This window comes from Streptomyces sp. NPDC018947, assembly GCF_044390505.1.
Taxonomy (GTDB): Bacteria; Actinomycetota; Actinomycetes; order Streptomycetales; family Streptomycetaceae; genus Streptomyces.
In genome coordinates, this window is the sequence record NZ_JBIRZD010000016.1 from 113,484 (window position 1) to 136,800 (window position 23,317).

A 23,317-nucleotide genomic window follows, 5' to 3' on the forward strand; every position below is an offset into this window, starting at 1 on the left:
GTACCGGACGAGAACCGAGGAGCACATGACACCCGAGAGCACGCCGGACCCCTCGATACCCGGCCCCGGCCACAGCGGCACCACCGGACCCCGCCACCGGGGCAAGGGGCGCCGCCGCAAGCCCCGCGACAGACGGCGCAAGGCGCTGCTCGCCATGGCCTGGACCGCCGCGGGCATCGTGGTCCTCGGCGGCACCGGCGCCGGTGTCCTGTACTTCAAGCTCAACGGCAACCTCACGAGTGTCGACATCGACCAGATGCTCGGCACCGACCGCCCGGCCAAGGCCGACAACGGATCCGAGAACATCCTGGTCCTCGGCTCGGACACCCGCTCCGGCGGCAACAAGAAGCTCGGCGGCGGCACCGACGACGGCACCGCCCGCTCCGACACGGCGATGATCGTGCACGTCTACAAGGGCCACAAGAAGGCCAGCGTGGTCTCCATCCCGCGCGACACCCTGATCGACCGGCCCGCGTGCACCGGCAGCGACGGCACGCAGCACCCGGCCGAGTCGGGCGCGATGTTCAACTCCGCCTACTCCACCGGCGGCGCCGCCTGCGCCGTGAAGACCGTGGAGACGCTCAGCGGGCTGCGCATGGACCACTACCTCGAGGTCGACTTCAGCGGCTTCGAGCAGCTCGTCGACGACCTCGGCGGCGTCGAGGTCACCACCACCGCGGACATCAAGGACCCCGACAGCCACCTCGACCTCGAGGCCGGCACGCACCGGCTCGACGGCGAGCAGTCCCTCGGCCTGGTCCGCACCCGGCACGGCGTCGGCGACGGCTCCGACCTCGGCCGCATCCAGCTCCAGCAGGCGTTCGTCAAGGCCCTCGTCCACCAGGTCAAGGACATCGGCCTGCTCGGCAACCCCAAGAAGCTGTACGACATCGCCGACACCGCCACCAAGACCGTCACCACCGACTCCGACCTGGGCTCGGTGAACTCGCTGATGTCCTTCGCGAGCGGCCTCGAGGGCATCGACCCCGCCCACATGCACATGGTCACCATGCCGGTGGTCTACGACCCCGCCGACGGCAACCGGGTCCTCGTCGAGCAGGCCAAGGCCCGCCAGGTCTGGGACGCGCTCAGGAACGACAGGCCCATCCCGGCGAGCGCGACCCAGGACACCGCCACCGGCGAGGCGGGCACCGTCGTATCGGCGTCCTGAGCACCACCCGGGCGCCCGGCGGCGCCCGGGAATAGATCCCCCCGACCCCCGGTTTTGGGAGATGCGGCCGGTCCTGGCAGACTGGTACGTCGGCCCCGGTTCACGCTCCCGCATCCCGCGGCGGCGACCCGGCGCCCTCCCGAACCTAGGAGACACCTTGAAGCGCGACATCCACCCCGAGTACGTCGAGACGCAGGTCAGCTGCACCTGTGGCGCGTCGTTCACCACCCGCAGCACCATCGAGTCCGGCACCATCCGGGCCGAGGTCTGCTCCGAGTGCCACCCGTTCTACACGGGCAAGCAGAAGATCCTCGACACCGGTGGCCGCGTGGCCCGCTTCGAGGCCCGCTTCGGCAAGGCTGCCGCCGGCTCCAAGAAGTAGCGAGCCACCGATCGCCGGTCCACGGCCGCGTCCCCCGCGAGGGGGAGCGCCGGGACCGGCGTTTTTGGTCGCCCGTCTTCCCCTTCACCGCAGTAGCAGGAGCCCAAGATGTTCGAGGCCGTCGAGGAACTCGTCGCCGAGCACGCCGACCTGGAGAAGAAGCTCGCCGACCCGTCGGTCCACTCCGACCAGGCCAACGCGCGCAAGCTGAACAAGCGTTACGCCGAGCTCACCCCGATCGTCGCCACGTTCCGCTCCTGGAAGCAGACCGGCGACGACATGGAGACCGCGCGCGAACTCGCCGCCGACGACCCGGACTTCGCCGCCGAGGTCAAGGAGCTGGACAAGCAGCGCGAGGAGCTCACCGAGAAGCTCCGCCTCCTGCTCGTCCCGCGCGACCCCAGCGACGACAAGGACGTCATCCTCGAGATCAAGGCCGGCGCGGGCGGTGACGAGTCCGCCCTGTTCGCCGGCGACCTGCTGCGCATGTACCTGCGCTACGCCGAGCGGGTCGGCTGGAAGACCGAGATCATCGACTCCACCGAGTCCGAGCTGGGCGGCTACAAGGACGTCCAGGTCGCCGTGAAGACCAAGGGCGGCCAGGGCGCCACCGAACCCGGCCAGGGCGTCTGGGCCCGCCTCAAGTACGAGGGCGGCGTGCACCGCGTGCAGCGCGTGCCCGCGACCGAGTCCCAGGGCCGGATCCACACCTCCGCGGCCGGCGTGCTCGTCACACCCGAGGCCGAGGAGATCGACGTCGAGATCAACCCGAACGACCTGCGCATCGACGTCTACCGGTCCTCCGGCCCCGGCGGCCAGTCCGTGAACACCACCGACTCCGCGGTGCGCATCACGCACATCCCCACCGGCGTCGTCGCCTCCTGCCAGAACGAGAAGAGCCAGCTCCAGAACAAGGAGCAGGCGATGCGTATCCTGCGCTCCAGGCTGCTCGCGGCGGCGCAGGAGGAGGCGGAGAAGGAGGCCGCGGACGCGCGCCGCAGCCAGGTCCGCACCGTTGACCGCTCCGAGAAGATCCGCACGTACAACTTCCCGGAGAACCGCATCTCCGACCACCGCGTCGGCTTCAAGGCGTACAACCTGGACCAGGTCCTGGACGGCGACCTCGACGCGGTCATCCAGGCCTGTGTCGACGCCGACTCGGCGGCCAAGCTGGCCGCCGCGTAAGGACCGCCGCACCACCCGCACCGGACCACAGCTCAGCCCCGGAGGACCAGCGTGAACCTGCTGCTCGCGGAGGTGGCCCAGGCCACCCAGCGGCTGGCCGACGCCGGCGTGCCCTCGCCGCGCACCGACGCGGAGGAGCTCGCCGCGTATCTGCACGGCGTCAAGCGGGGCGAGCTGCACACCGTGCCGGACGCCGACTTCGACGCCCGGTACTGGGAGGTCGTCGCCCGCCGCGAGGCGCGCGAGCCGCTCCAGCACATCACCGGCCGCGCCTACTTCCGCTACCTGGAGCTCCAGGTCGGCCCCGGCGTCTTCGTGCCCCGTCCCGAGACGGAGTCCGTCGTCGGCTGGGCCATAGACGCGGTGCGCGCCATGGACGTCGTCGAGCCGTGCATCGTCGACCTGTGCACCGGCTCCGGTGCCATCGCGCTCGCCCTCGCCCAGGAGGTGCCGCGCTCGCGCGTGCACGCCGTGGAGCTGTCCGAGGACGCCCTGGTGTGGACGCGCAAGAACATGGAGGGGTCCAGGGTCGACCTGCGTCAGGGAGACGCCCTGACCGCCTTCCCGGACCTCGACGGCCAGGTCGACCTGGTCGTCTCCAACCCGCCGTACATCCCGCTCACCGAGTGGGAGTACGTCGCCCCCGAGGCCCGCGACCACGATCCCGAGATGGCCCTGTTCTCCGGCGAGGACGGCCTCGACCTGATCCGCGGCCTGGAACGCACCGCGCACCGGCTGCTGCGCCCCGGCGGGGTCGTCGTCGTCGAGCACGCCGACACCCAGGGCGGCCAGGTGCCGTGGATCTTCACCGAGGAGCGGGGCTGGGCCGACGCGGCCGACCACCCCGACCTCAACAACCGCCCCCGGTTCGCGACCGCCCGCAAGGCGATGCCGTGATCACCGCTACGACTTCAACCCCGCAGTACGTGTACGAGGAGGCCCGCTAAATGGCTCGGCGATACGACACCAACGACGCGACCGACCGTGTGACCGGTCTGCGTGAGGCCGCGTCCGCCGTCCGCCGCGGCGAGCTCGTGGTGCTGCCCACGGACACGGTGTACGGCGTCGGCGCCGACGCGTTCTCGTCCGAGGCCGTCGGGGACCTGCTGGAGGCCAAGGGCCGGGGCCGCAACATGCCCTCGCCCGTGCTCATCGGCTCGCCCAACACCCTGCACGGCCTCGTCACCGACTTCTCGGAGATGGCCTGGGAGCTGGTCGACGCCTTCTGGCCGGGCGCGCTGACGCTGGTCGCCAAGCACCAGCCGTCCCTCCAGTGGGACCTCGGCGAGACCCGCGGCACGGTCGCCGTGCGCATGCCCCTGCACCCCGTCGCCATCGAACTGCTCACCGAGTTCGGCCCGATGGCCGTCTCCTCCGCCAACCTCACGGGCCACCCGGCGCCGGAGACCTGCGACGCCGCGCAGGAGATGCTCGGCGACTCCGTCTCCGTGTACCTCGACGGCGGCCCCACCCCCGGCAACGTCCCGTCGTCCATCGTCGACGTCACCCGCGAGGTGCCGGTGCTGCTGCGCGCGGGCGCGCTGTCGGCGGAGGAGCTGCGCAAGGTGGTACCCGACCTCGAGGTGGCGAATTGACGGCCCCTGAGACGGGGCGTGGCATAGGCATCGGGGAGAGCGCCGCGGAGGTGACGACGACGTTCGGCTTTCCGCGCGACAGCTTCCGCATCCTGCATGTCAGCACCGGCAACGTCTGCCGCTCGCCCATCACCGAGCGGCTCACCCGGCATTTCGTGACGGAGCGGCTGGGCGTCCTGGGCGGCGGCCTGATCGTGGAGAGCGCGGGCACCTGGGGCCACGAGGGCGCGCCCATGGAGGCCAACGCCGAGACGGTCCTCGCGGAGTTCGGCGCGGACGCGGAGGGCTTCACCGGGCGCGAGTTGCTCGACGAGCACGTGATCCGCGCGGATCTCGTGCTGACGGCGACGCGGGACCACCGGGCGCAGGTCATCTCCATGGGGCACTCGGCGGGGCTGCGGACCTTCACCCTCAAGGAGTTCACCCGGCTGGTGAACGCCATCGACCCCGCGACGCTGCCGCCCCTGGACGAGGGGCTGGTCACCCGCGCGCGTGCGCTGGTGAGGGCCGCGGCGGCGCTACGCGGGTGGCTGCTGGCGCCCACGGCGGAGGCGGACGAGGTGTACGACCCGTACGGGGCACCGCTGACGTTCTTCCGGTCGATCGGGGACGAGATACACCAGGCGCTGGATCCGGTGGTGACGGCGCTGACGGGGGTCGCGGCGCGGAGCTAGGCGGGGGCGTCGCCGTCGGGCGGGTGCCCCGGCCCGGTGTCCGACGTGTGGCAGCTCGGGCGGGTTCGCGGTGGTGGGCCTACATTGGTCGTACGTCAACGTCGACGCACGTCCGGAGCGCGCCATGTCGGTCACCCACGCCATCGAGGCCGATGACAGCATGTTCGGGGGGCTGCTGCGGCAGGACCCCGAGCTGGCCGAGATCCTGCTCGCAGAAAGCCGCCGGCAGTCGACGACGCTCCAGCTCATCGCCGCCGAGAACTTCACGTCCCCCGCCGTGCTGGCCGCGCTGGGCTCCCCGCTCGCCAACAAGTACGCCGAGGGCTACCCCGGCGCCCGGCACCACGGCGGCTGCGAGATCGTCGACGTGGCCGAACGGCTCGCCGTGGAGCGGGCCCGGGACCTCTTCGGCGCCGAGCACGCCAACGTGCAGTGCCACTCCGGCTCCTCGGCCGTCCTGGCGGCCTACGCCGCGCTGCTGCGCCCGGGCGACACCGTCCTCGCCCTGGGCCTGTCCCACGGCGGCCACCTCACGCACGGTTCGCCCGCCAACTTCTCCGGCCGCTGGTTCGACTTCGTCGGCTACGGAGTCGACGCGGAGACCGGCCTCGTCGACCACGACCAGGTGCGCACCCTGGCCCGCACGCACCGGCCCAAGGCGATCGTGTGCGGCTCCATCGCCTACCCCCGCCACCTCGACCACGCCTTCTTCCGCGAAGTGGCCGACGAGGTGGGTGCCTATCTCGTCGCGGACGCCGCCCACCCGATCGGACTGGTCGCCGGGGGAGCGGCGCCGAGCCCCGTGCCGTACGCCGACATCGTCTGCGCCACCACGCACAAGGTGCTGCGCGGGCCCCGCGGCGGCATGATCCTGTGCCGGGGCGAACTGGCCGAGCGGGTCGACCGGGCCGTGTTCCCGTTCACGCAGGGCGGCGCGCAGATGCACACCGTCGCCGCCAAGGCCGTCGCGTTCGGCGAGGCGTCGACCCCGGCGTTCGCCGCGTACGCCCGCCAGGTGGTCGCCAACGCCCGCGCGCTCGCCGCCCACCTGGCCGCCGAGGGCCTCGTCGTTACCACCGGGGGCACCGACACCCACCTGATCACCGCGGACCCGGCCCCGCTGGGCGTCGACGGCAGGACCGCGCGGGGACGCCTGGCGGCCGCCGGGATCGTCCTGGACTGCTGCGCGCTCCCGCACGCCGACGTCCGCGGCCTGCGCCTGGGCACGGCGGCGCTGACCACGCAGGGCATGCGGGAGGGAGAGATGCGCACGGTGGCCGCCCTGCTCGCCGGGGTGGTGCGGGGAGCCCTGGACCCCGCCGCGGTGCGGGAGGACGTACGGGAACTGGCCGGGCGGTTCCCGCCGTATCCGGGCTGAGGCCGGGTAGGCGCACACGCGAGCACAGCCACTCGTGCAACCATCGTCGCTACCCGGAAGTCCTCACCCGTATGCGTGCCTCGCTAGGGTGTGAGGCTGGGAATGGCCAGCGAGACCTGTGGGGAAGCCCGTGCGTGAATACCTGCTGACGCTCTGCATCACGGCCGCGGTGACGTATCTGCTGACCGGGCCGGTACGGAAGTTCGCGATCGTGGCGGGGGCGATGCCGGAGATCCGGGCACGTGACGTGCACCGGGAACCCACTCCGCGCCTCGGCGGTATCGCGATGTTCTTCGGACTGTGCGCGGGCCTGCTGGTCGCCGACCACCTCACCAACCTCAACGAGGTCTTCGAGAAGTCCAACGAACCGCGGGCCCTGCTCTCCGGAGCCGCCCTGATCTGGCTGATCGGCGTCCTGGACGACAAGTTCGAGATCGACGCCCTGATCAAGCTGGGCGGTCAGATGATCGCCGCCGGCGTCATGGTGGTGCAGGGTCTGACCATCCTGTGGATCCCGGTGCCGGGCGTCGGCACGGTGGCGCTGACCCAGTGGCAGGGCACCCTGCTCACGGTGGCGCTGGTCGTCATCACCATCAACGCGGTCAACTTCGTGGACGGCCTCGACGGGCTGGCCTCCGGCATGGTCTGCATCGCGGCCGCCGCGTTCTTCATGTACGCCTACCGGATCTGGTACTCGTACGGCATCGAGGCCGCCGCCCCCGCCACGCTGTTCGCCGCCATCCTCATGGGCATGTGCCTGGGCTTCCTGCCGCACAACATGCACCCCGCGCGGATCTTCATGGGCGACTCGGGCTCCATGCTGATCGGGCTCATCCTCGCGGCCGGCGCGATCTCGGTCACCGGGCAGGTCGACCCCGACGTGATGAAGCTGTTCTCCGGGTCCGAGCGCAACGCCGTGCACCAGATGGTGCCCGTCTACATCCCGCTGCTGATGCCGCTCACCATCATCGCCATCCCGGCCGCCGACCTGATCCTCGCCATCGTGCGGCGCACCTGGCGCGGCCAGTCGCCGTTCGCCGCGGACCGGGGGCACCTGCACCACCGGCTGCTGGAGGTCGGGCACTCCCACAGCCGCGCGGTGCTGATCATGTACTTCTGGTCGGCGCTGATCGCCTTCGGCGCGCTCGCCTACTCCGTCAACTCGGCGTCGATGTGGATCGTGCTGGGCGTCGTCTTCCTCAGCGCGGTCGGCCTGGTGCTGCTCCTGCTGCCGCGCTTCACGCCGCGTGCCCCGCGCTGGGCCGAGCGCTTCGTGCCGCCGCGCTACCGGCGCCGCAGGAGGGTCGCGGCCGCCACGGCCCCGGTGGCCGCCGAGGAGGCCGAGGAGCGCGTTCCCGTCGCCGCCGCGGCCGTCCCGGGCGTCAACGGCGCCACCGCCGTCGGACATCGCTCCGGCACAAGGTAAGAATCTGACTAGAGCATTGCCAACTCGTGGGGGAACAAAGCGTTGCAATACCAGACAACTCGGTTCGGTAATTGCACAAACGCGCGCTGTCACTCTCATGTGTGACAGCAAGCACACCCTCAGGTAAAGACCTCATCAAATAGTTTGTGATACGGTTCACGAGTATCCCCGGATAGAGCCGAAAGACCGTAGTGCGACGGTCTCTTGGCGTGAGGTCCTCACTCGGCCCGGGTCTACGCTCGTCCATGACGACACCTACCCCCTGTGTGTGAAAGCGGAGTTGCCGCCATGCCGTCCAATGACGCCCGGATCCTGCTTCAGGCTGCCGTGCCCACGGCTGCCGTCGGCGCTGCAGCCGCCGTCGTCAGCGCCGTGGTCGCCGGCGGCAAGGGAGCGGTCGGCGCTGTCGTCGCGACCGTGGTGGCGATGCTCTTCATGGGCATCGGTCTCTACGTGCTCCAGCGCACCGCCAAATCGCTTCCGCACCTTTTCCAGGCGATGGGCCTGATGCTCTACGCGGCACAGATCCTGCTGCTGTTCGTCTTCCTCGCCGCCTTCAAGAACACGACGCTGTTCAACCCGCGTTCCTTCGCGATCACTCTGGTCGTCGTCACGCTGACGTGGATCGCGGCGCAGACGCGCGCCCACATGAAGTCCAAGATTCTCTACGTCGAGCCCGAACCGTCGGGCGAAAAGCCCGAAAAGACGGGCCACTCGTCGTGAGGGGTAGGGCCGGGATAAAGAGGCATGTGAAGTCCTGCTATCGTCCGGTGCCAACTGCGGCATCGCGGGCGCGGGCATCGCAGCTGACGCCTGTTCGATCGCGAGGCGAGATGCCCCACTGCCGCCCCCACATCCGTAACACCAGTCCCGTGCCGAACAGCGGCCCCGCGCCGCGCCGACACAACGAGGTTGCCGTACCCATGCGCCACGATGAAGGAGCCCGCGGTGAGTGCTGACCCGACGCAGGTGCTCGCCTTCGAGACCGACTGCCACATCTTCGACGGTTGTGGCTTCCCGGCTCCCGGCCTGCACTCGTTCCTCTTCGAGCCGCTCTGGGGCAACGCAGACGGCAACGGCTTCTACTTCAACAAGCCGATGCTGCTCGCGCTTCTGGGCTCGATCATCATCGTGGGCTTCTTCTGGGCCGCGTTCAACAAGCCGAAGGTCGTCCCGGGCAAGCTCCAGATGGTCGCCGAGGCCGGCTACGACTTCATCCGCCGCGGTGTCGTCTACGAGACCATCGGCAAGAAGGAGGGCGAGAAGTACGTCCCGCTGGTCGTCACTCTCTTCTTCTTCGTCTGGATGATGAACCTCTGGTCGATCATCCCGGTCGCCCAGTTCCCGGTCACCTCGATCATCGCCTACCCGATGGTCCTGGCCCTGATCGTCTACGTCCTGTGGGTCTCGCTCACCTTCAAGCGCCACGGCTTCGTCGGCTTCTTCAAGAACGTGACCGGCTACGACAAGTCGCTCGGCGCGGTGCTGCCGCTGTCGATGACCATCGAGTTCTTCTCCAACCTGCTGGTCCGGCCGTTCACGCACGCCGTGCGACTCTTCGCGAACATGTTCGCGGGCCACACGCTGCTCCTGCTCTTCACGATCGCGAGCTGGTACCTGCTCAACGGCATCGGCATCGCCTACGCCGGGGTCTCGTTCGTGATGACCATCATCATGACGGCCTTCGAGCTCTTCATCCAGGCGGTCCAGGCGTACGTCTTCGTCCTGCTGACCTGCACCTACATCCAGGGTGCGCTCGCCGAGCACCACTGAGCGGCCCCGCCCCGAACCCCTAGTCGTCCGGTGGCCAACCCCCACCGGTCCGTACAGAAAAGGAAGAACTGGCATGTCCCAGACCCTTGCTGCCGTCGAAGGTTCCCTCAGCTCCGTCGGTTACGGCCTGGCCGCCATTGGCCCCGGCGTCGGCGTCGGCATCATCTTCGGCAACGGCACCCAGGCCCTCGCCCGCCAGCCCGAGGCCGCCGGCCTGATCCGCGCCAACCAGATCCTGGGCTTCGCCTTCTGTGAGGCGCTCGCCCTGATCGGTCTCGTCATGCCGTTCGTCTACTAAGACGAACCCGACGACCGTCCCTTTCGACGAAAGGCACTGATGTGACATCCGCCCTGGTTTTCCTGGCGGCTGAGGGGGAGAAGGAAAATCCCCTGATTCCGCCGTGGCCGGAAGTTGTCATCGGCCTCATCGCTTTCGTCATCGTCTTCGGCTTCCTTGCCAAGAAGCTCCTCCCGAACATCAACAAGGTTCTGGAAGAGCGTCGCGAGGCCATCGAGGGCGGTATCGAGAAGGCCGAGGCCGCGCAGACCGAGGCCCAGAGCGTCCTTGAGCAGTACAAGGCCCAGCTCGCCGAGGCCCGGCACGAGGCCGCGCGCCTGCGCCAGGAGGCGCAGGAGCAGGGCGCCACGCTCATCGCCGAGATGCGCGCGGAGGGCCAGCGGCAGCGTGAGGAGATCATCGCCGCCGGTCACGCCCAGATCCAGGCCGACCGCAAGGCCGCCGCGTCCGCGCTGCGCCAGGACGTCGGCAAGCTGGCCACCGAGCTGGCCGGCAAGCTCGTCGGTGAGTCCCTCGAGGACCACGCCCGGCAGAGCCGCGTCATCGACCGCTTCCTGGACGAGCTCGAGGACAAGGCGACGAAGGCCGAGGCCACGCGATGAACGGAGCGAGCCGCGAGGCCCTGGCCGCCGCACGTGAGCGTCTCGACGCGCTGACGGACTCCACGTCCGTGGACGCCGGCTCGCTCGCCGACGAGCTGGCCGCCGTCACCGCGCTGCTCCACCGCGAGGTGTCGCTGCGTCGGGTCCTGACCGACCCGGCGCAGTCCGGCGAGGCCAAGGCCGAACTGGCCCAGCGACTCCTGGGCACCCAGATCAGCGGCCCCGCCGCCGACCTGGTGTCCGGCATGGTGCGCTCCCGCTGGTCGCAGTCCCGCGACCTGGTGGACGCGCTGGAGGAGCTGGCGAACACCGCCGACCTCACCGCCGCGCAGAAGCGGGGCCGGCTCGACAACGTCGAGGACGAGCTGTTCCGGTTCGGCCGGATCGTCTCCTCGAACACCGAGCTGCGCGCCGCGCTGACCAACCGGTCGGCCACCACCTCGGCCAAGGGCGAGCTGCTGCGCAGCCTGCTCGGCGGCCGGGCCGAGCGGACCACCGAGCGTCTGGTGACGCGCCTTGTGACCGCGCCGCGGGGACGTAGCCTGGAGTCGGGACTCGAGTCCCTGTCCAAGCTCGCCGCGGACCGGCGGGACCGCATGGTCGCCGTCGTCACCTCGGCGGTGCCGCTGAGCGACTCGCAGAAGCAGCGCCTCGGCGCCGCCCTGGCGAAGGTCTACGGCCGTCCGATGCACCTCAACCTCGACGTGGACCCCGAGGTCCTCGGCGGGATCCGGGTGCAGGTCGGTGACGAGGTCATCAACGGCTCCATCGCGGACCGACTGGAGGACGCCGGCCGCCGCATGGCGAGCTAGCGACCACGGCGGCCCGAGCGGCCGACGGCACACAGCAGAACAAGCAGTACGTACTTACGACGGCCCTGGTTGGGCCGTGCAGAGGATTCACCTCTCATTGGGGGGAGTCCCGACTCGTGGAATACCCCCCCAAGTGAAACTTCGGGCCCAACAAGGAGAGCAGGGAACTCAGATGGCGGAGCTCACGATCCGGCCGGAGGAGATCCGGGACGCACTGGAGAACTTCGTCCAGTCGTACAAGCCGGACGCGGCCTCGCGCGAGGAGGTCGGTACGGTCACCCTTGCCGGCGACGGCATCGCGAAGGTCGAGGGCCTGCCCTCGGCCATGGCCAACGAACTGCTGAAGTTCGAGGACGGCACCCTCGGCCTCGCCCTCAACCTCGAGGAGCGCGAGATCGGTGCCATCGTCCTCGGTGAGTTCAGCGGCATCGAGGAGGGCCAGCCGGTCACCCGCACCGGCGAGGTCCTGTCGGTCGCCGTGGGCGAGGGCTACCTCGGCCGCGTCGTCGACCCCCTCGGCAACCCGATCGACGGTCTCGGCGAGATCGAGACCGAGGGCCGCCGCGCCCTCGAACTGCAGGCCCCCACGGTCATGCAGCGCAAGTCGGTGCACGAGCCGATGGAGACGGGCTACAAGGCCGTCGACGCCATGACGCCGATCGGCCGCGGCCAGCGTCAGCTCATCATCGGCGACCGCCAGACCGGCAAGACCGCCCTGGCCGTCGACACGATCATCAACCAGCGCGACAACTGGCGCACCGGCGACCCGAACAAGCAGGTCCGCTGCATCTACGTCGCCATCGGCCAGAAGGGCTCCACCATCGCGTCGGTCCGCCGCGCGCTGGAGGAGAACGGCGCGCTGGAGTACACGACCATCGTGGCCGCCCCGGCGTCCGACCCGGCCGGCTTCAAGTACCTGGCGCCGTACACCGGCTCGGCCATCGGCCAGCAGTGGATGTACGAGGGCAAGCACGTCCTGATCATCTTCGACGACCTGTCGAAGCAGGCCGACGCCTACCGCGCCGTGTCGCTGCTCCTGCGCCGCCCGCCGGGCCGCGAGGCCTACCCGGGTGACGTCTTCTACCTGCACTCCCGCCTGCTGGAGCGCTGCGCCAAGCTCTCCGACGACATGGGCGCCGGTTCGATGACCGGTCTGCCGATCGTCGAGACCAAGGCCAACGACGTCTCGGCGTTCATCCCGACCAACGTCATCTCCATCACCGACGGCCAGTGCTTCCTGGAGTCCGACCTGTTCAACGCCGGCCAGCGTCCGGCCCTGAACGTCGGTATCTCGGTCTCCCGCGTCGGTGGCTCCGCCCAGCACAAGGCCATGAAGCAGGTCTCCGGCCGTCTGCGCGTCGACCTCGCCCAGTTCCGTGAGCTGGAGGCGTTCGCCGCCTTCGGTTCCGACCTGGACGCCGCGTCGAAGGCGCAGCTCGAGCGCGGTCAGCGCATGGTCGAGCTGCTGAAGCAGGACCAGTACCAGCCGATGGCTACCGAGGACCAGGTCGTCTCCGTCTGGGCCGGCACCACCGGCAAGATGGACGACGTGCCGGTCGCCGACATCCGCCGCTTCGAGAAGGAGCTGCTGGAGTACCTGCACCGCCAGGAGCAGGGCCTCATGACCTCCATCAAGGAGGGCGGCAAGATGTCCGACGACACCCTGCAGGCCGTCGCCGAGGCCATCGCGTCGTTCAAGAAGCAGTTCGAGACCTCGGACGGCAAGCTGCTCGGCGAGGACGCCACGTCCGCCGCCAAGTGACGTAAGGAAGGGACCTGACTCATGGGAGCCCAGCTCCGGGTCTACAAGCGTCGCATCCGATCCGTCACCGCGACCAAGAAGATCACCAAGGCGATGGAGATGATCGCCGCCTCGCGCGTCGTCAAGGCGCAGCGCAAGGTGGCGGCCTCCACGCCGTACGCGCAGGAACTGACCCGCGCGGTCACGGCGGTCGGCACCGGGTCGAACACGAAGCACCCGCTCACCACGGAGGCGGAGAACCCGGCCCGTGCCGCGGTCCTGCTCCTCACGAGCGACCGCGGTCTGGCCGGCGCCTTCAACTCCAACGCCATCAAGGCTGCGGAGCAGCTCACCGAGCGTCTCGAGCGCGAGGGCAAGCAGGTCGACACGTACATCGTCGGCCGGCGCGGTCTGGCCCACTACAACTTCCGTGAGCGCAAGGTCGCGGAGTCGTTCACGGGCTTCACCGACGAGCCGACGTACGCGGACGCCAAGAAGGTCGCGGCTCCGCTGATCGAGGCCATCGAGAAGGAGACGGCCGAGGGCGGCGTGGACGAGCTCCACATCGTCTACACCGAGTTCGTCTCGATGATGACGCAGACGGCGATCGACTCGCGGTTGCTGCCGCTGCGCCTCGAAGAGGTCGCGCAGGAGTCGGCGGCGAAGGACGAGATCCTTCCGCTGTACGACTTCGAGCCGTCGGCGGAGGACGTCCTCGACGCCCTGCTGCCGCGCTACGTCGAGAGCCGCATCTACAACGCGCTGCTGCAGTCGGCCGCTTCCAAGCACGCCGCCACGCGGCGCGCGATGAAGTCGGCCACCGACAACGCGGGCGAGCTGATCAACACGCTCTCCCGTCTTGCCAACGCGGCCCGCCAGGCCGAAATCACCCAGGAAATCAGCGAGATCGTCGGTGGCGCGAGCGCACTGGCCGACGCGACCGCGGGGAGTGACAACTAATGACCACCACTGTTGAGCCGACCGCTGCGTCGGGCGTGGCCACCGGCCGCGTCGCGCGGGTCATCGGCCCGGTCGTCGACGTGGAGTTCCCCGTCGACGCGATGCCGGACATCTACAACGCCCTCCACGTCGAGGTCGCCGACCCGGCGCAGGCGGGCGAGCTGAAGACGCTGACCCTGGAGGTCGCCCAGCACCTGGGTGACGGCCTGGTCCGCACCATCTCCATGCAGCCCACCGACGGTCTGGTCCGCCAGGCTCCGGTGACCGACACCGGCTCGGCCATCTCCGTGCCCGTCGGCGACTTCACCAAGGGCAAGGTGTTCAACACCCTCGGTGAGGTGCTGAACGTCGACGAGACCTACACCGGTGAGCGCTGGCCGATCCACCGCAAGGCGCCCAACTTCGACGAGCTCGAGTCGAAGACCGAGATGTTCGAGACCGGCGTCAAGGTCATCGACCTGCTGACCCCGTACGTCAAGGGCGGCAAGATCGGTCTGTTCGGCGGCGCCGGCGTCGGCAAGACGGTGCTCATCCAGGAGATGATCTACCGCGTCGCCAACAACCACGACGGTGTCTCCGTGTTCGCCGGTGTCGGCGAGCGCACCCGTGAGGGCAACGACCTCATCGACGAGATGAGCGAGTCGGGCGTCATCGACAAGACCGCGCTCGTCTTCGGCCAGATGGACGAGCCCCCGGGCACCCGTCTGCGCGTGGCCCTCGCCGGCCTGACCATGGCGGAGTACTTCCGCGATGTGCAGAAGCAGGACGTGCTGTTCTTCATCGACAACATCTTCCGCTTCACGCAGGCCGGTTCCGAGGTGTCGACCCTGCTCGGCCGCATGCCCTCCGCGGTGGGCTACCAGCCGAACCTGGCCGACGAGATGGGTCTCCTCCAGGAGCGCATCACCTCGACCCGTGGTCACTCGATCACCTCGATGCAGGCGATCTACGTCCCCGCGGACGACCTGACCGACCCGGCCCCGGCCACCACCTTCGCCCACCTCGACGCGACGACGGTTCTCTCCCGTCCGATCTCCGAGAAGGGCATCTACCCGGCCGTGGACCCGCTGGACTCGACGTCCCGCATCCTCGACCCGCGGTACATCGCGGCGGACCACTACCAGGCCGCGATGCGCGTGAAGAACATCCTGCAGAAGTACAAGGACCTGCAGGACATCATCGCGATCCTCGGTATCGACGAGCTCGGCGAGGAGGACAAGCTCGTCGTCCACCGCGCCCGTCGCGTGGAGCGCTTCCTGTCCCAGAACACCCACGTCGCCAAGCAGTTCACCGGCGTGGACGGTTCGGACGTGCCGCTGGACGAGTCGATCGCCGCGTTCAACGCGATCTGCGACGGCGAGTACGACCACTTCCCGGAGCAGGCGTTCTTCATGTGCGGTGGTATCGAGGACCTGAAGAAGAACGCCAAGGAGCTCGGCGTCTCCTGAGCCTCGTGCTCGAGTGAGCCCACGGCTCACACCGGAGGGGGCGGGCACGTCCCGCCCCCTCCGTCACGCCCCTTAGACTTGTAACCAACACCCGGCTCTCCCGCCGGGTGGTGACCCGAGGAGCCACCTTGGCTGCTGAGCTGCACGTCGCGCTGGTCGCGGCCGACCGAGAGGTCTGGTCCGGCGAGGCCACCCTGGTCGTCGCGCGCACCACGTCCGGCGACATCGGCGTCATGCCCGGTCACCAGCCGCTGCTCGGTGTGCTGGAGTCGGGCCCGGTGACCATTCGTACGAGTGACGGTGGGACGGTCGTCGCCGCGGTGCACGGCGGTTTCATCTCGTTCGCCGACAACAAGCTGTCGTTGCTGGCCGAGATCGCCGAGCTGTCGGACGAGATCGACGTCCAGCGCGCGGAGCGGGAGCTCGAGCGCGCGAAGGCGGAGGGCGACGCCCACGCCGAGCGCCGCGCGGACGTCCGACTGCGCGCGGCGGCGGGGCGCTGACACACAGCGCTGTGCTATGAACGTCACTCAGCCGCGGCTGGGACCGGAGCGATCCGGACCCGGCCGCGGCTGAGGCAGATCAGGGTGTTTTTTCCGTTCCGTTACCTAGCAGACGAGGAGGTCGGTGCCGATGGTCCTCGCTCTGACTGTGTGCGGAATCGCCGTCGCCCTGGTGGTGGTGGGGCTGTTCGTCTTCGGTCTGCGCCGCCGGCTGATCCAGCGCTCGGGCGGCACCTTCGACTGCTCGCTGCGCTGGGAGGCCCCCGCGGAGGGGGACGCCGGCGGCAAGGGCTGGGCCTACGGTGTGGCCCGCTACAACGGCGACCGGGTCGAGTGGTACCGCGTCTTCTCGTACTCCCCCCGCCCGCGCCGCGTGCTGGAGCGCTCCGCGATCGAGGTGGCCGGCCGGCGCCTCCCGGACGGGGAGGAGGAGCTGGCGTTGCTCTCCGACGCCGTGGTCCTCGCCTGTCTGCACCGGGGGACCCGGCTCGAGCTGGCGATGAGCGAAGACGCGCTGACCGGATTTCTCGCGTGGCTGGAGGCAGCCCCACCAGGACAGCGGGTGAACGTGGCGTAGCCTCGTTCACCCGCTGGGTGGGGTCCCCCGGACGGAGTCCGGGGGAGCGTCAATGACGCTCGGAGCCGTTCAGCTCCCCTTCAGGCCGCTGTCGATGGCGCTGACCAGCTCGCCGTTGGCGGTGTCTCCGCTGAACTCCCAGAAGAAGGCGCCGCCCAGGCCCTGGGTCTCGGCCCAGTCCATCTTGGACTTCACGGTCGCCGGGGTGTCGTAGGACCACCAGTTGGTGCCGCAGTGGGCGTACGCGGTGCCGGCGACGGTGCCGGTGGCCGGGCAACTGTTCTTGAGGACCTTGTAGTCCTCGATGCCCGCCTCGTAGGTGCCCGCCGCCGGGCCGGTCGCGGTGCCGCCGGGAGCGGCCTGGGTGACGCCGGTCCAGCCGCGTCCGTAGAAGCCGATGCCGAGCAGCAGCTTGGTGGCCGGCACGCCCGCGGCCTTGAACTTGGCGATGGCGTCGGCGGAGTTGAAGCCCTGCTGCGGGATACCGGCGTACGAGGTCAGCGGCGAGTGGGGAGCGGTCGGGCCGTTCTTCTCCCAGGCGCCGAAGAAGTCGTACGTCATCACGTTGTACCAGTCGATGTACTGGGCGGCCGGGCCGTAGTCGGCGGCCTCGATCTTGCCGCCGGCCGAGGCGTCGGCGGTGACGGCCGCGGTGACCAGGTCGTTGCCGAACTCGGCGCGCATCGCCTTCATCATGGAGCTGAAGGCGTTCTTCGCGCTGGTGGTGTCACAGCTCAGACCGCAGGCGTTCGGGTACTCCCAGTCCAGGTCGATGCCGTCGAAGACGTCGGCCCAGCGCGGGTCCTCGACCAGGTCGTGGCAGGACTTGGCGAAGGCGGCCGGGTTCTTCACGGCGTCGGGGAAGCCGCCGGACCAGGTCCAGCCGCCGAAGGACCAGATGACCTTGATGTGCGGGTACTTGGCCTTCAGCTTGCGGAGCTGGTTGAAGTTGCCGCGCAGCGGCTGGTCCCAGGTGTCGGCGACGCCGTCGACGGACTGGTCGGCGGTGTAGGCCTTGTCGTAGTCGGCGTAGGCGTCACCGATGGTGCACTTGCCGCCCTGGACGTTGCCGAACGCGTAGTTGATGTGCGTGATCTTGTCGGCGGAGCCGGAGGTGACCAGGTTCTTCACGTGGTAGTTGCGCCCGTAGACGCCCCAGTTGGTGAAGTAGCCGAGCTTGACCTTGTCGCCGCCGCCCGGGTTGCCGCCGTCGCCGCCGGTGGTGCGGACCTTGACCGCGCCGCTGACCGGGCCGGTCTGGTCGGCGGTGTCCCGGGCCTGGACGGTGTACGAGTAGTCGGTGCCCTTGGTGAGGCCGGTGTCCGTGTACGTGGTGCCGGTGACGGTGGCGACCTTGGCGCCGTCGCGCAGGACGTCGTAGTTCTTGACGCCCTTGTCGTCGGTCGCGGCGGGCCAGGTCAGCTTGACCGAGGTGTCGGTGATGTCCGAGGCGGCCGGGGTGCCGGGCGCGGAGGGGGCCGAGTCGCCGGGGACGGAGGTGCCGTCGCAGCTCCCGCCGTTGAGTTTGCAGCCGGACGGGGAGCCGGAGCCGATGCCGTTGAAGCCGAACGAGACGGACGCCCCGGGGGCGAGGGTGCCGTTCCAGCCGACGTTCTTGGCGGTCCAGTGGTCACCGGAGTTGGTGACGGTGGCGTCCCAGGCCGAGCCGACCTTGGTGCCGGAGGGGAAGTCCCACTCGACCGTCCAGGAGTTGATGGTCGTCGTGCCCGTGTTCTTCACGGTCCAGCTTCCGCCGAAGCCCGTGCCCCAGTCCGAGGTCTTGGTGAAGGTGGCCGTCGCGCTCGTCGCGGCCTGGGCCTCACTGGCGAGGCCGACCATTCCGGCGAGGGGGAGCGCCAGGGTCGCGGCCAGTGCCGCGGCTCTGTGTCCGAAGCGCATGGTGCGCCTCCTTATGTGGGGATGTTGATGTGAGCATGACTGAGCCTCATGCCCGCAGTGCCGCGAGAATAGAAAGGTCTGGACCAGAGGTCAATAGGTCTGGACCAGTGCTGGGCGAAGGTGGCTAGAACCCCAACTCCTGAGCCAGCACGGCCGCTTGCACCCGGCTGCGCAGCTCCAGCTTCCCCAGCAGACGGCTGACGTGCGTCTTCACCGTGGCCTCGGCCATGTCGAGGCGGACGGCGATCGCCGCGTTCGACAGGCCCTCGCCCAGACAGGACAGCACCTCGCGCTCGCGCCGGGTGAGACCGTCGAGGACCGCGGGGTCGGCGGTGGACTCCCGGGCGGACCGCGCCGCGAACTCGGCGATCAGGCGCCGGGTCACGGCCGGGGCGACGACGCCCTCGCCGCCCGCCACCGTGCGCACGGCCGTGATCAGGTCGTTCGCCTCCGTGTTCTTCAGCAGGAACCCGGCGGCTCCCGCCCTGAGCGCCCCGAACACGTACTCGTCCAGGTCGAAGGTGGTCAGTACCAGGACGTCGGCCAGCCCCTCGGCGACCACCCGCCGGGTCGCCGACACCCCGTCCAGCCGCGGCATCTGCACGTCCATCAGCACCACGTCCGGCCGCAGCTCCCGCGCCAGCTCCACCGCCCGCTCGCCGTCCGCCGCCTCGCCGGCCACCTCGATGTCCGGTGCGCTGCCCAGGATGAGGACCAGCCCGGCGCGCACGGCGGCCTGGTCCTCGGCGACGAGGACGCGGATCATGCGAAGTCTCCTTCGGTCAGGGGCAGAGTGGCGTGGACGGCCCAGATCCGGCCGTCCGCCGTCGGTTCGGGGCCGGCCGCGAAGGTGCCGCGCAGCAGGGCGGCCCGCTCGCGCATACCGACCAGACCGGCGCCCGAGCCGGGGGCGCGCGGTGCGTCGTGGTCACCGTACGCGCTGGTCACCCGGACGCACAGAACGTCCTCGCGGCGGCTGAGCCGCACCCGGACCGGGCCCCGCGAGGCGTGTTTCAGGGCGTTGGTCAGCGACTCCTGCACGATGCGGTACGCGGCCATCCCGACCGGCGCGGGAACCGGCCCGCCGGGCGCCGCCTCCAGCGAGACGTCCAGTCCGTTGGCGCGGGCGCCGTCGACCAGCGCGCCGAGGCCCTCGAGGGTGGGCGCGGCGGCCGGTTCGGTGTCCCCGCCGCTGTCGCGCAGGAGGCCGATGAGCCGGCGCATCTCGGCCAGTCCCTCGACGCTGTTCTCCCGGATCACGCCCAGCGCCCGGCGGGTGGTCGCCGCGTCGTCCAGGGAGAGGGCGGCCGTGGAGTGGATGGCGATGGCGGAGAGGTGGCCCGCGACCACGTCGTGCAACTCGCGGGCCATCCGGGACCGTTCCGCGGTCACCGCCTGGACGCGGTCCGTCTCGGCCAGCAGCGCGGTCTGTTCGGCGCGCAGCCGGGCGGCGTCGGCGGCCTCGCGGTGGTTGCGCACGATCAGCCCGGTGGAGGCGGGCCCGAACGACACGATGCCCACGGCGACGCCGATCAGCAGGGCCTCGGGCACCCGCCACAGCGCGTACGGCACGATCGTTCCGGCCACCGTGAGCAGCCCGGTGATCCACGGGATGCGGCGGGCCGACGAGGGCGGGCCGTAGAGCACGGCGGCGTACATCAGGTCGGTGTACATGATCACCGTGACCAGGCTGCCCTGCGTGAGGGTGTCCGCGGCCAGCGCGGCCGTGCCGGTCAGCAGGCCGGCGCGCGGCGCGGAGCGGCGCAGCAGTTCGCAGCCCGCCGTCACGGCGAGGGGGACCAGCAGCGGCCAGCGGCCGGGGAACAGCACGCCCGGCCCGTCGGGCGGCCGTACCGCCAGGCCGATGGCCCACAGCAGCAGCCCGCCGAGCAGACCGGCCGTCGCGGCGTACACGTCGAAGCGGCGCGGGCGGGGGAGTCGTACGGCCATGACCCCATCCAACACGGCCCGGACAGTGCCCGTCTGATCCCCGGGAAGGGTCCGGCACTGCATCTTTCGATGTACCGGAGCATCGTCACCGGCGACGACGACCGAGGCGGATTCCCACGGGAGCCTGGAGGGGTGAACCGAGGGAGTACGCCGTGGTAGTCGCGTTGATCATCGCCTGCGAGGTCGGCTTCTGGGTGCTGCTGGCGCTCGGGCTGGCCGCCCGCTACCTGCTGAAGTGGCGCCGTACCGGCGTGGTCCTGCTGCTGTGCGAGCCGCTGCTGGAACTGGTGCTGTTCGCCGCGACGGCGATCGACCTGAGGAACGGCGCGGAGCCGAGCTGGCAGCACGGCCTGGCGGCGGTCTACATCGGCTGGACCGTCGGGTACGGCCCCTACACGGTCCGGTGGCTCGACGGCCACGCCGCGCACCGCCTGGCCGGCGGCCCGCCACCGCTCGGGCCCCCGCGCCACGGCATGGCCCGCGCCCGGCACGAGGGCGGGCTGTGGCTGCGCACGGTGCTGGGTGCCGCGGTGGCGTGCGCGCTGCTGGAGGGAGCCGTCCGGTACGTCGGCGACGCGGGCGACGTCTCGTCCCTGCGCGCCTTCCAGGGGGTGGCCCTGAGGGCCGTGGTCGTCCACGGCCTGATCGCGCTGACGTACGTGATCTGGCCGAGGAGGCGTCCCGCGGGAGCCGACCCGGCCGCGGACGAACGGGAGAGGACGGAGGCCCGCCGGTGAGGTTCCTGGCCGAGCGGCACCTGTGGGAGGGCGCCGCCGCCTTCCTGGCCGGCCTCGCCCTGTGGCTGTACACCGGGGGAGTGGAGGTCCCCGCCGTCGAGCTGCCGAAGGTCGGCGCCGTGCTGATGTGCACCGGCGGCGCGCAGACCGGGTGGGGTGTGTACCGGTCCGCGCGCCGCCGGGCCGAGAGACGCCGGGCGCTCCCCGGGGGGCCTGCGGGCCCGGGGGTGTCCGACCGCCCCTAGCGCTCCCCGCCCGGCACCCACAGCACGTCCCCGACCTCCTTGTTGGCGGTGCGGGCGAGGATGAACAGCAGGTCCGACAGGCGGTTCAGATAGGTCGCGGTCAGCGGGTTCATCGTCTCGCCGTGGACCTCCAGCGCCGCCCACGTGGAGCGCTCGGCCCGCCGCACCACGGTGCACGCCTGGTGCAGCAGGGCCGCGCCGGGCGTGCCGCCGGGCAGGATGAACGACCTCAGCTTCTCCAGGCCGGCCAGGAAGCGGTCGCAGTCCTCCTCCAGCCGGTCGACGTAGAACTGTTCCACCCGCAGCGGCGGGTACGGGGGGTTCTCCGCCACCGGCGTCGACAGGTCGGCGCCCACGTCGAACAGGTCGTTCTGGACGCGGACGAGGACCTTGACGACCTCCTCGTGCAGGCCGCCGAGGGCGATCGCCGTGCCGATCACCGCGTTCGCCTCGTTGGCGTCGGCGTACGCGGAGATCCTGAGGTCGGTCTTGGGGACCCGGCTCATGTCGCCGAGGGCGGTGGTGCCCTGGTCGCCGGTCCGGGTGTAGATGCGCGTCAGGTTGACCATGGGGCCAGCGTAGTTACGCCCCGGCCGTCCGGAAGACGCGTGTGCCCACCGTCACGGCGAGTGCCGCGAGGCGGAAGGCCACCAGGCCGCCGTACAGCATGTGCGCGGTCGCGTACCGGCCGGTGTAGGCGTCGCGCACGGCGTCCACCATGTAGCGGAACGGCACGAAGTGCGACAGGACGTCCAGCCAGCGGGGTGCCAGGGAATCGGCAGCATCAGCCCGGACAGCAGCATCGACTCTTTCGCCCCCCCGTACGGCGTACCCGAGGACCTTCTCGCCGAGCAGGTCCTCCATCTCGTCCAGCAGCACGAGCACCTCGCGGCTCACCCCCGGTGTGACGCGGCGGACTGCGGCCGGGCGCCCTCGGGGCTGCCCGGCCGCCGTCCGGTCGTGCCGGACGCCGGTCAGATGCCGCAGGTGGGCGCGGACCAGTACGGCGACGGGTCGAAGGCGACGTGGGTGTGGTCGTTGTGGCCGGGGTAGCCCGGGCCGAGGATCTCGGAGAAGCCGTGGGTGCGGGCCTGCCGGGCGAGGGTGCACAGGCTCGGCGAGCCGACGAGGTCGGCGGCGTCGCCGTAGAGATGGCGGCTGGTGGCCGAGCCCCCGACGGCGTTGTTGCAGGCGTAGGAGCGGAAGCCGCTGGAGATCGTGATCGGCACGTCGCCGAGCGCGTGCCGCATCGCCTCCAGCTTCCACATGGTCTTGAGCGCGTTCGCCTTGGCGGTGGCGGCGGAGACCGCGCCGCCCGACCAGTCGGAGTTGCACTTGTTGAGTTCGGCGTAGGTGAAGTGGGCGGGCGTGCAGTCGCTGTCCTGGAGGGCGTAGATCTTGCTGAAGGTCGCCGGTCCGGCGACGCCGTCGGCGGCGAGCCCGTACGCCGACTGGAACTTCTTGACGGCGGCGGCGGTACGGGCGCCGTACTGGCCGTCGTAGGAGAGCCGTTCGCCCGAGGTCACCCAGCCGGCGACGCGGATCTGCAACTGCGTCACGTCGCTGCCGGAGGAGCCCTCGGACAGGGTGCGGCTCCAGGTGTAACACTCGTCGGCGTGGGCCGTGCCCGCGGTGGCGGTCACGCCGAGCACCGTGCCTGTCAGGATCATGACAAATGAGAGAAGAGTGCGCGTCAGACGTCTGAGCATTCCGGCCTCCTGGCAGATCGTCGCGGATGGGAGGGGTGGCGTCACCCGGGAGGTACCCGTCGACCAGCGTGCGGCAACGACGCTACGCGCGTCAACAACATGGTGTTGAATGAAGGGAGTTGGCGGCGCGAACGTTGCACGGGCCCTCCCGGCCCCGCCCGCCCGCATCGGGCCGCGGTCACCGCCAAGACGGCCCCTCGGGAAGGGACGTGACCGGCGTCTCACTGCGTGAGACGTGACACGCATTACTAA

At 70.3% G+C, this 23,317-nt stretch carries 25 protein-coding genes and 2 pseudogenes; 20 read left to right on the top strand and 7 right to left on the bottom strand.

Going from position 1 to position 23,317, the window contains the following annotated elements; translation table 11 throughout:
* Positions 1 to 25 precede the first annotated feature (25 nt).
* The 18 genes from ACH499_RS27580 (at position 26) to ACH499_RS27665 (ending at position 16,525) form a co-directional block, all read left to right on the top strand.
* Positions 26 to 1,171 carry an LCP family protein gene (locus ACH499_RS27580; protein ID WP_399019070.1) on the top strand — a complete coding sequence of 382 codons (1,146 nt, stop codon included), beginning with the start codon at positions 26 to 28 and terminating at the stop codon, positions 1,169 to 1,171.
* A 157-nt stretch (positions 1,172 to 1,328) separates the two neighbouring features.
* Positions 1,329 to 1,553, top strand: coding sequence for a 50S ribosomal protein L31 (gene rpmE / locus ACH499_RS27585; RefSeq protein ID WP_019326867.1), 225 nt, complete (start codon positions 1,329 to 1,331; stop codon positions 1,551 to 1,553).
* Between the two features lie 108 nt (positions 1,554 to 1,661).
* Positions 1,662 to 2,738, top strand: coding sequence for a peptide chain release factor 1 (prfA, locus tag ACH499_RS27590; protein ID WP_356201686.1), 1,077 nt, complete (start codon positions 1,662 to 1,664; stop codon positions 2,736 to 2,738).
* A gap of 51 nt (positions 2,739 to 2,789) precedes the next feature.
* Entirely contained in the window at positions 2,790 to 3,635 is an 846-nt protein-coding gene (prmC, locus tag ACH499_RS27595) for a peptide chain release factor N(5)-glutamine methyltransferase (protein WP_356201684.1), read from the top strand.
* A gap of 50 nt (positions 3,636 to 3,685) precedes the next feature.
* The gene (locus tag ACH499_RS27600) at positions 3,686 to 4,333 is read left to right on the top strand and encodes an L-threonylcarbamoyladenylate synthase (RefSeq protein ID WP_356201682.1); all 648 of its coding nucleotides are present in this window, start codon (positions 3,686 to 3,688) and stop codon (positions 4,331 to 4,333) included.
* On the top strand, positions 4,330 to 5,007 hold the full coding sequence (locus ACH499_RS27605; RefSeq protein ID WP_356201681.1) for a protein-tyrosine-phosphatase: 678 nt from the start codon (positions 4,330 to 4,332) through the stop codon (positions 5,005 to 5,007). The genes ACH499_RS27600 and ACH499_RS27605 overlap by 4 nt, the downstream gene beginning before the upstream one ends.
* 124 nt (positions 5,008 to 5,131) lie before the next feature.
* A complete protein-coding gene (gene glyA / locus ACH499_RS27610; RefSeq protein ID WP_399019074.1) occupies positions 5,132 to 6,385 on the top strand; it encodes a serine hydroxymethyltransferase in 1,254 nt (417 codons plus the stop codon).
* Positions 6,386 to 6,515: 130 nt separating this feature from the next.
* Positions 6,516 to 7,811, top strand: a complete 1,296-nt coding sequence (locus tag ACH499_RS27615; RefSeq protein WP_356201677.1) for an MraY family glycosyltransferase — start codon at positions 6,516 to 6,518, stop codon at positions 7,809 to 7,811.
* 288 nt (positions 7,812 to 8,099) lie between these two features.
* Positions 8,100 to 8,534 (top strand): hypothetical protein, encoded by a 435-nt coding sequence (locus ACH499_RS27620; protein ID WP_356201675.1) that lies wholly within the window; start codon positions 8,100 to 8,102, stop codon positions 8,532 to 8,534.
* A gap of 210 nt (positions 8,535 to 8,744) precedes the next feature.
* Positions 8,745 to 9,584: a F0F1 ATP synthase subunit A gene (gene atpB / locus ACH499_RS27625; protein WP_356201673.1), complete on the top strand. Its 840-nt coding sequence runs from the start codon at positions 8,745 to 8,747 to the stop codon at positions 9,582 to 9,584.
* Positions 9,585 to 9,657: 73 nt separating this feature from the next.
* Positions 9,658 to 9,882, top strand: a complete 225-nt coding sequence (gene atpE, locus ACH499_RS27630; RefSeq protein ID WP_030545783.1) for an ATP synthase F0 subunit C — start codon at positions 9,658 to 9,660, stop codon at positions 9,880 to 9,882.
* A gap of 41 nt (positions 9,883 to 9,923) precedes the next feature.
* Positions 9,924 to 10,484: a F0F1 ATP synthase subunit B gene (locus ACH499_RS27635; RefSeq protein ID WP_356201671.1), complete on the top strand. Its 561-nt coding sequence runs from the start codon at positions 9,924 to 9,926 to the stop codon at positions 10,482 to 10,484.
* Entirely contained in the window at positions 10,481 to 11,296 is an 816-nt protein-coding gene (locus tag ACH499_RS27640; RefSeq protein WP_356201670.1) for a F0F1 ATP synthase subunit delta, read from the top strand. Before ACH499_RS27635 ends, ACH499_RS27640 begins: the two co-directional genes overlap by 4 nt.
* 172 nt (positions 11,297 to 11,468) lie before the next feature.
* Positions 11,469 to 13,058, top strand: coding sequence for a F0F1 ATP synthase subunit alpha (gene atpA / locus ACH499_RS27645; protein ID WP_356201669.1), 1,590 nt, complete (start codon positions 11,469 to 11,471; stop codon positions 13,056 to 13,058).
* A gap of 21 nt (positions 13,059 to 13,079) precedes the next feature.
* Complete coding sequence (locus tag ACH499_RS27650; protein ID WP_356201668.1) at positions 13,080 to 13,997, top strand: F0F1 ATP synthase subunit gamma; 918 nt, start codon at positions 13,080 to 13,082, stop codon at positions 13,995 to 13,997.
* Complete coding sequence (atpD, locus tag ACH499_RS27655) at positions 13,997 to 15,445, top strand: F0F1 ATP synthase subunit beta (protein ID WP_356201666.1); 1,449 nt, start codon at positions 13,997 to 13,999, stop codon at positions 15,443 to 15,445. The genes ACH499_RS27650 and atpD overlap by 1 nt, the downstream gene beginning before the upstream one ends.
* A 128-nt stretch (positions 15,446 to 15,573) precedes the next feature.
* Positions 15,574 to 15,948 (top strand): F0F1 ATP synthase subunit epsilon, encoded by a 375-nt coding sequence (locus tag ACH499_RS27660; protein WP_019326852.1) that lies wholly within the window; start codon positions 15,574 to 15,576, stop codon positions 15,946 to 15,948.
* A gap of 130 nt (positions 15,949 to 16,078) precedes the next feature.
* On the top strand, positions 16,079 to 16,525 hold the full coding sequence (locus ACH499_RS27665; RefSeq protein WP_356201662.1) for a DUF2550 domain-containing protein: 447 nt from the start codon (positions 16,079 to 16,081) through the stop codon (positions 16,523 to 16,525).
* Positions 16,526 to 16,594: 69 nt separating this feature from the next.
* Here the strand turns inward: ACH499_RS27665 and ACH499_RS27670 are convergent, their stop codons facing one another.
* The 3 genes from ACH499_RS27670 to ACH499_RS27680 all read right to left on the bottom strand — a co-directional run bounded on the left by ACH499_RS27670 (position 16,595) and on the right by ACH499_RS27680 (position 20,374).
* On the bottom strand, positions 16,595 to 18,424 hold the full coding sequence (locus ACH499_RS27670) for a glycosyl hydrolase family 18 protein (RefSeq protein ID WP_399019080.1): 1,830 nt from the start codon (positions 18,422 to 18,424) through the stop codon (positions 16,595 to 16,597).
* 124 nt (positions 18,425 to 18,548) lie between these two features.
* Entirely contained in the window at positions 18,549 to 19,190 is a 642-nt protein-coding gene (locus ACH499_RS27675) for a response regulator transcription factor (protein WP_356201658.1), read from the bottom strand.
* The gene (locus ACH499_RS27680; RefSeq protein WP_399019083.1) at positions 19,187 to 20,374 is read right to left on the bottom strand and encodes a sensor histidine kinase; all 1,188 of its coding nucleotides are present in this window, start codon (positions 20,372 to 20,374) and stop codon (positions 19,187 to 19,189) included. Before ACH499_RS27680 ends, ACH499_RS27675 begins: the two co-directional genes overlap by 4 nt.
* 152 nt (positions 20,375 to 20,526) lie before the next feature.
* On the opposite strand from ACH499_RS27680, the gene ACH499_RS27685 reads away from it, so the two are divergent.
* Both ACH499_RS27685 and ACH499_RS27690 read left to right on the top strand, forming a co-directional pair.
* Positions 20,527 to 21,111, top strand: coding sequence for a hypothetical protein (locus ACH499_RS27685; protein WP_399019085.1), 585 nt, complete (start codon positions 20,527 to 20,529; stop codon positions 21,109 to 21,111).
* Complete coding sequence (locus tag ACH499_RS27690; RefSeq protein ID WP_399019087.1) at positions 21,108 to 21,356, top strand: DUF5708 family protein; 249 nt, start codon at positions 21,108 to 21,110, stop codon at positions 21,354 to 21,356. Before ACH499_RS27685 ends, ACH499_RS27690 begins: the two co-directional genes overlap by 4 nt.
* Here ACH499_RS27690 and ACH499_RS27695 read toward each other — a convergent pair.
* From ACH499_RS27695 to ACH499_RS27710, 4 genes and pseudogenes are all read right to left on the bottom strand, one after another.
* The gene (locus tag ACH499_RS27695) at positions 21,353 to 21,925 is read right to left on the bottom strand and encodes a cob(I)yrinic acid a,c-diamide adenosyltransferase (RefSeq protein WP_356201649.1); all 573 of its coding nucleotides are present in this window, start codon (positions 21,923 to 21,925) and stop codon (positions 21,353 to 21,355) included. The two genes, ACH499_RS27690 and ACH499_RS27695, sit on opposite strands and share 4 nt — an antisense overlap.
* Before the next feature lie 13 nt (positions 21,926 to 21,938).
* A pseudogene (locus ACH499_RS27700) lies at positions 21,939 to 22,162 on the bottom strand (ABC transporter permease); the annotation flags it as partial.
* Between the two features lie 7 nt (positions 22,163 to 22,169).
* A pseudogene (locus tag ACH499_RS27705) lies at positions 22,170 to 22,253 on the bottom strand (TetR/AcrR family transcriptional regulator); the annotation flags it as partial.
* A 77-nt stretch (positions 22,254 to 22,330) separates the two neighbouring features.
* Positions 22,331 to 23,065: a D-Ala-D-Ala carboxypeptidase family metallohydrolase gene (locus ACH499_RS27710; protein ID WP_365594401.1), complete on the bottom strand. Its 735-nt coding sequence runs from the start codon at positions 23,063 to 23,065 to the stop codon at positions 22,331 to 22,333.
* Positions 23,066 to 23,317 lie beyond the last annotated feature (252 nt).

Coding starts and splice junctions, on each gene's coding strand:
- ACH499_RS27710 (WP_365594401.1), bottom strand. CDS start 23,065: ATGCTCAGACGTCTGACGCGCACTCTTCTCTCATTTGTCATGATCCTG.
- atpE (WP_030545783.1), top strand. CDS start 9,658: ATGTCCCAGACCCTTGCTGCCGTCGAAGGTTCCCTCAGCTCCGTCGGT.
- atpD (WP_356201666.1), top strand. CDS start 13,997: ATGACCACCACTGTTGAGCCGACCGCTGCGTCGGGCGTGGCCACCGGC.
- prfA (WP_356201686.1), top strand. CDS start 1,662: ATGTTCGAGGCCGTCGAGGAACTCGTCGCCGAGCACGCCGACCTGGAG.
- atpA (WP_356201669.1), top strand. CDS start 11,469: ATGGCGGAGCTCACGATCCGGCCGGAGGAGATCCGGGACGCACTGGAG.
- ACH499_RS27600 (WP_356201682.1), top strand. CDS start 3,686: ATGGCTCGGCGATACGACACCAACGACGCGACCGACCGTGTGACCGGT.
- ACH499_RS27640 (WP_356201670.1), top strand. CDS start 10,481: ATGAACGGAGCGAGCCGCGAGGCCCTGGCCGCCGCACGTGAGCGTCTC.
- ACH499_RS27650 (WP_356201668.1), top strand. CDS start 13,080: ATGGGAGCCCAGCTCCGGGTCTACAAGCGTCGCATCCGATCCGTCACC.
- atpB (WP_356201673.1), top strand. CDS start 8,745: ATGAAGGAGCCCGCGGTGAGTGCTGACCCGACGCAGGTGCTCGCCTTC.
- ACH499_RS27680 (WP_399019083.1), bottom strand. CDS start 20,374: ATGGCCGTACGACTCCCCCGCCCGCGCCGCTTCGACGTGTACGCCGCG.
- ACH499_RS27620 (WP_356201675.1), top strand. CDS start 8,100: ATGCCGTCCAATGACGCCCGGATCCTGCTTCAGGCTGCCGTGCCCACG.
- ACH499_RS27695 (WP_356201649.1), bottom strand. CDS start 21,925: ATGGTCAACCTGACGCGCATCTACACCCGGACCGGCGACCAGGGCACC.
- ACH499_RS27675 (WP_356201658.1), bottom strand. CDS start 19,190: ATGATCCGCGTCCTCGTCGCCGAGGACCAGGCCGCCGTGCGCGCCGGG.
- glyA (WP_399019074.1), top strand. CDS start 5,132: ATGTCGGTCACCCACGCCATCGAGGCCGATGACAGCATGTTCGGGGGG.
- ACH499_RS27580 (WP_399019070.1), top strand. CDS start 26: ATGACACCCGAGAGCACGCCGGACCCCTCGATACCCGGCCCCGGCCAC.
- ACH499_RS27665 (WP_356201662.1), top strand. CDS start 16,079: ATGGTCCTCGCTCTGACTGTGTGCGGAATCGCCGTCGCCCTGGTGGTG.
- ACH499_RS27670 (WP_399019080.1), bottom strand. CDS start 18,424: ATGCGCTTCGGACACAGAGCCGCGGCACTGGCCGCGACCCTGGCGCTC.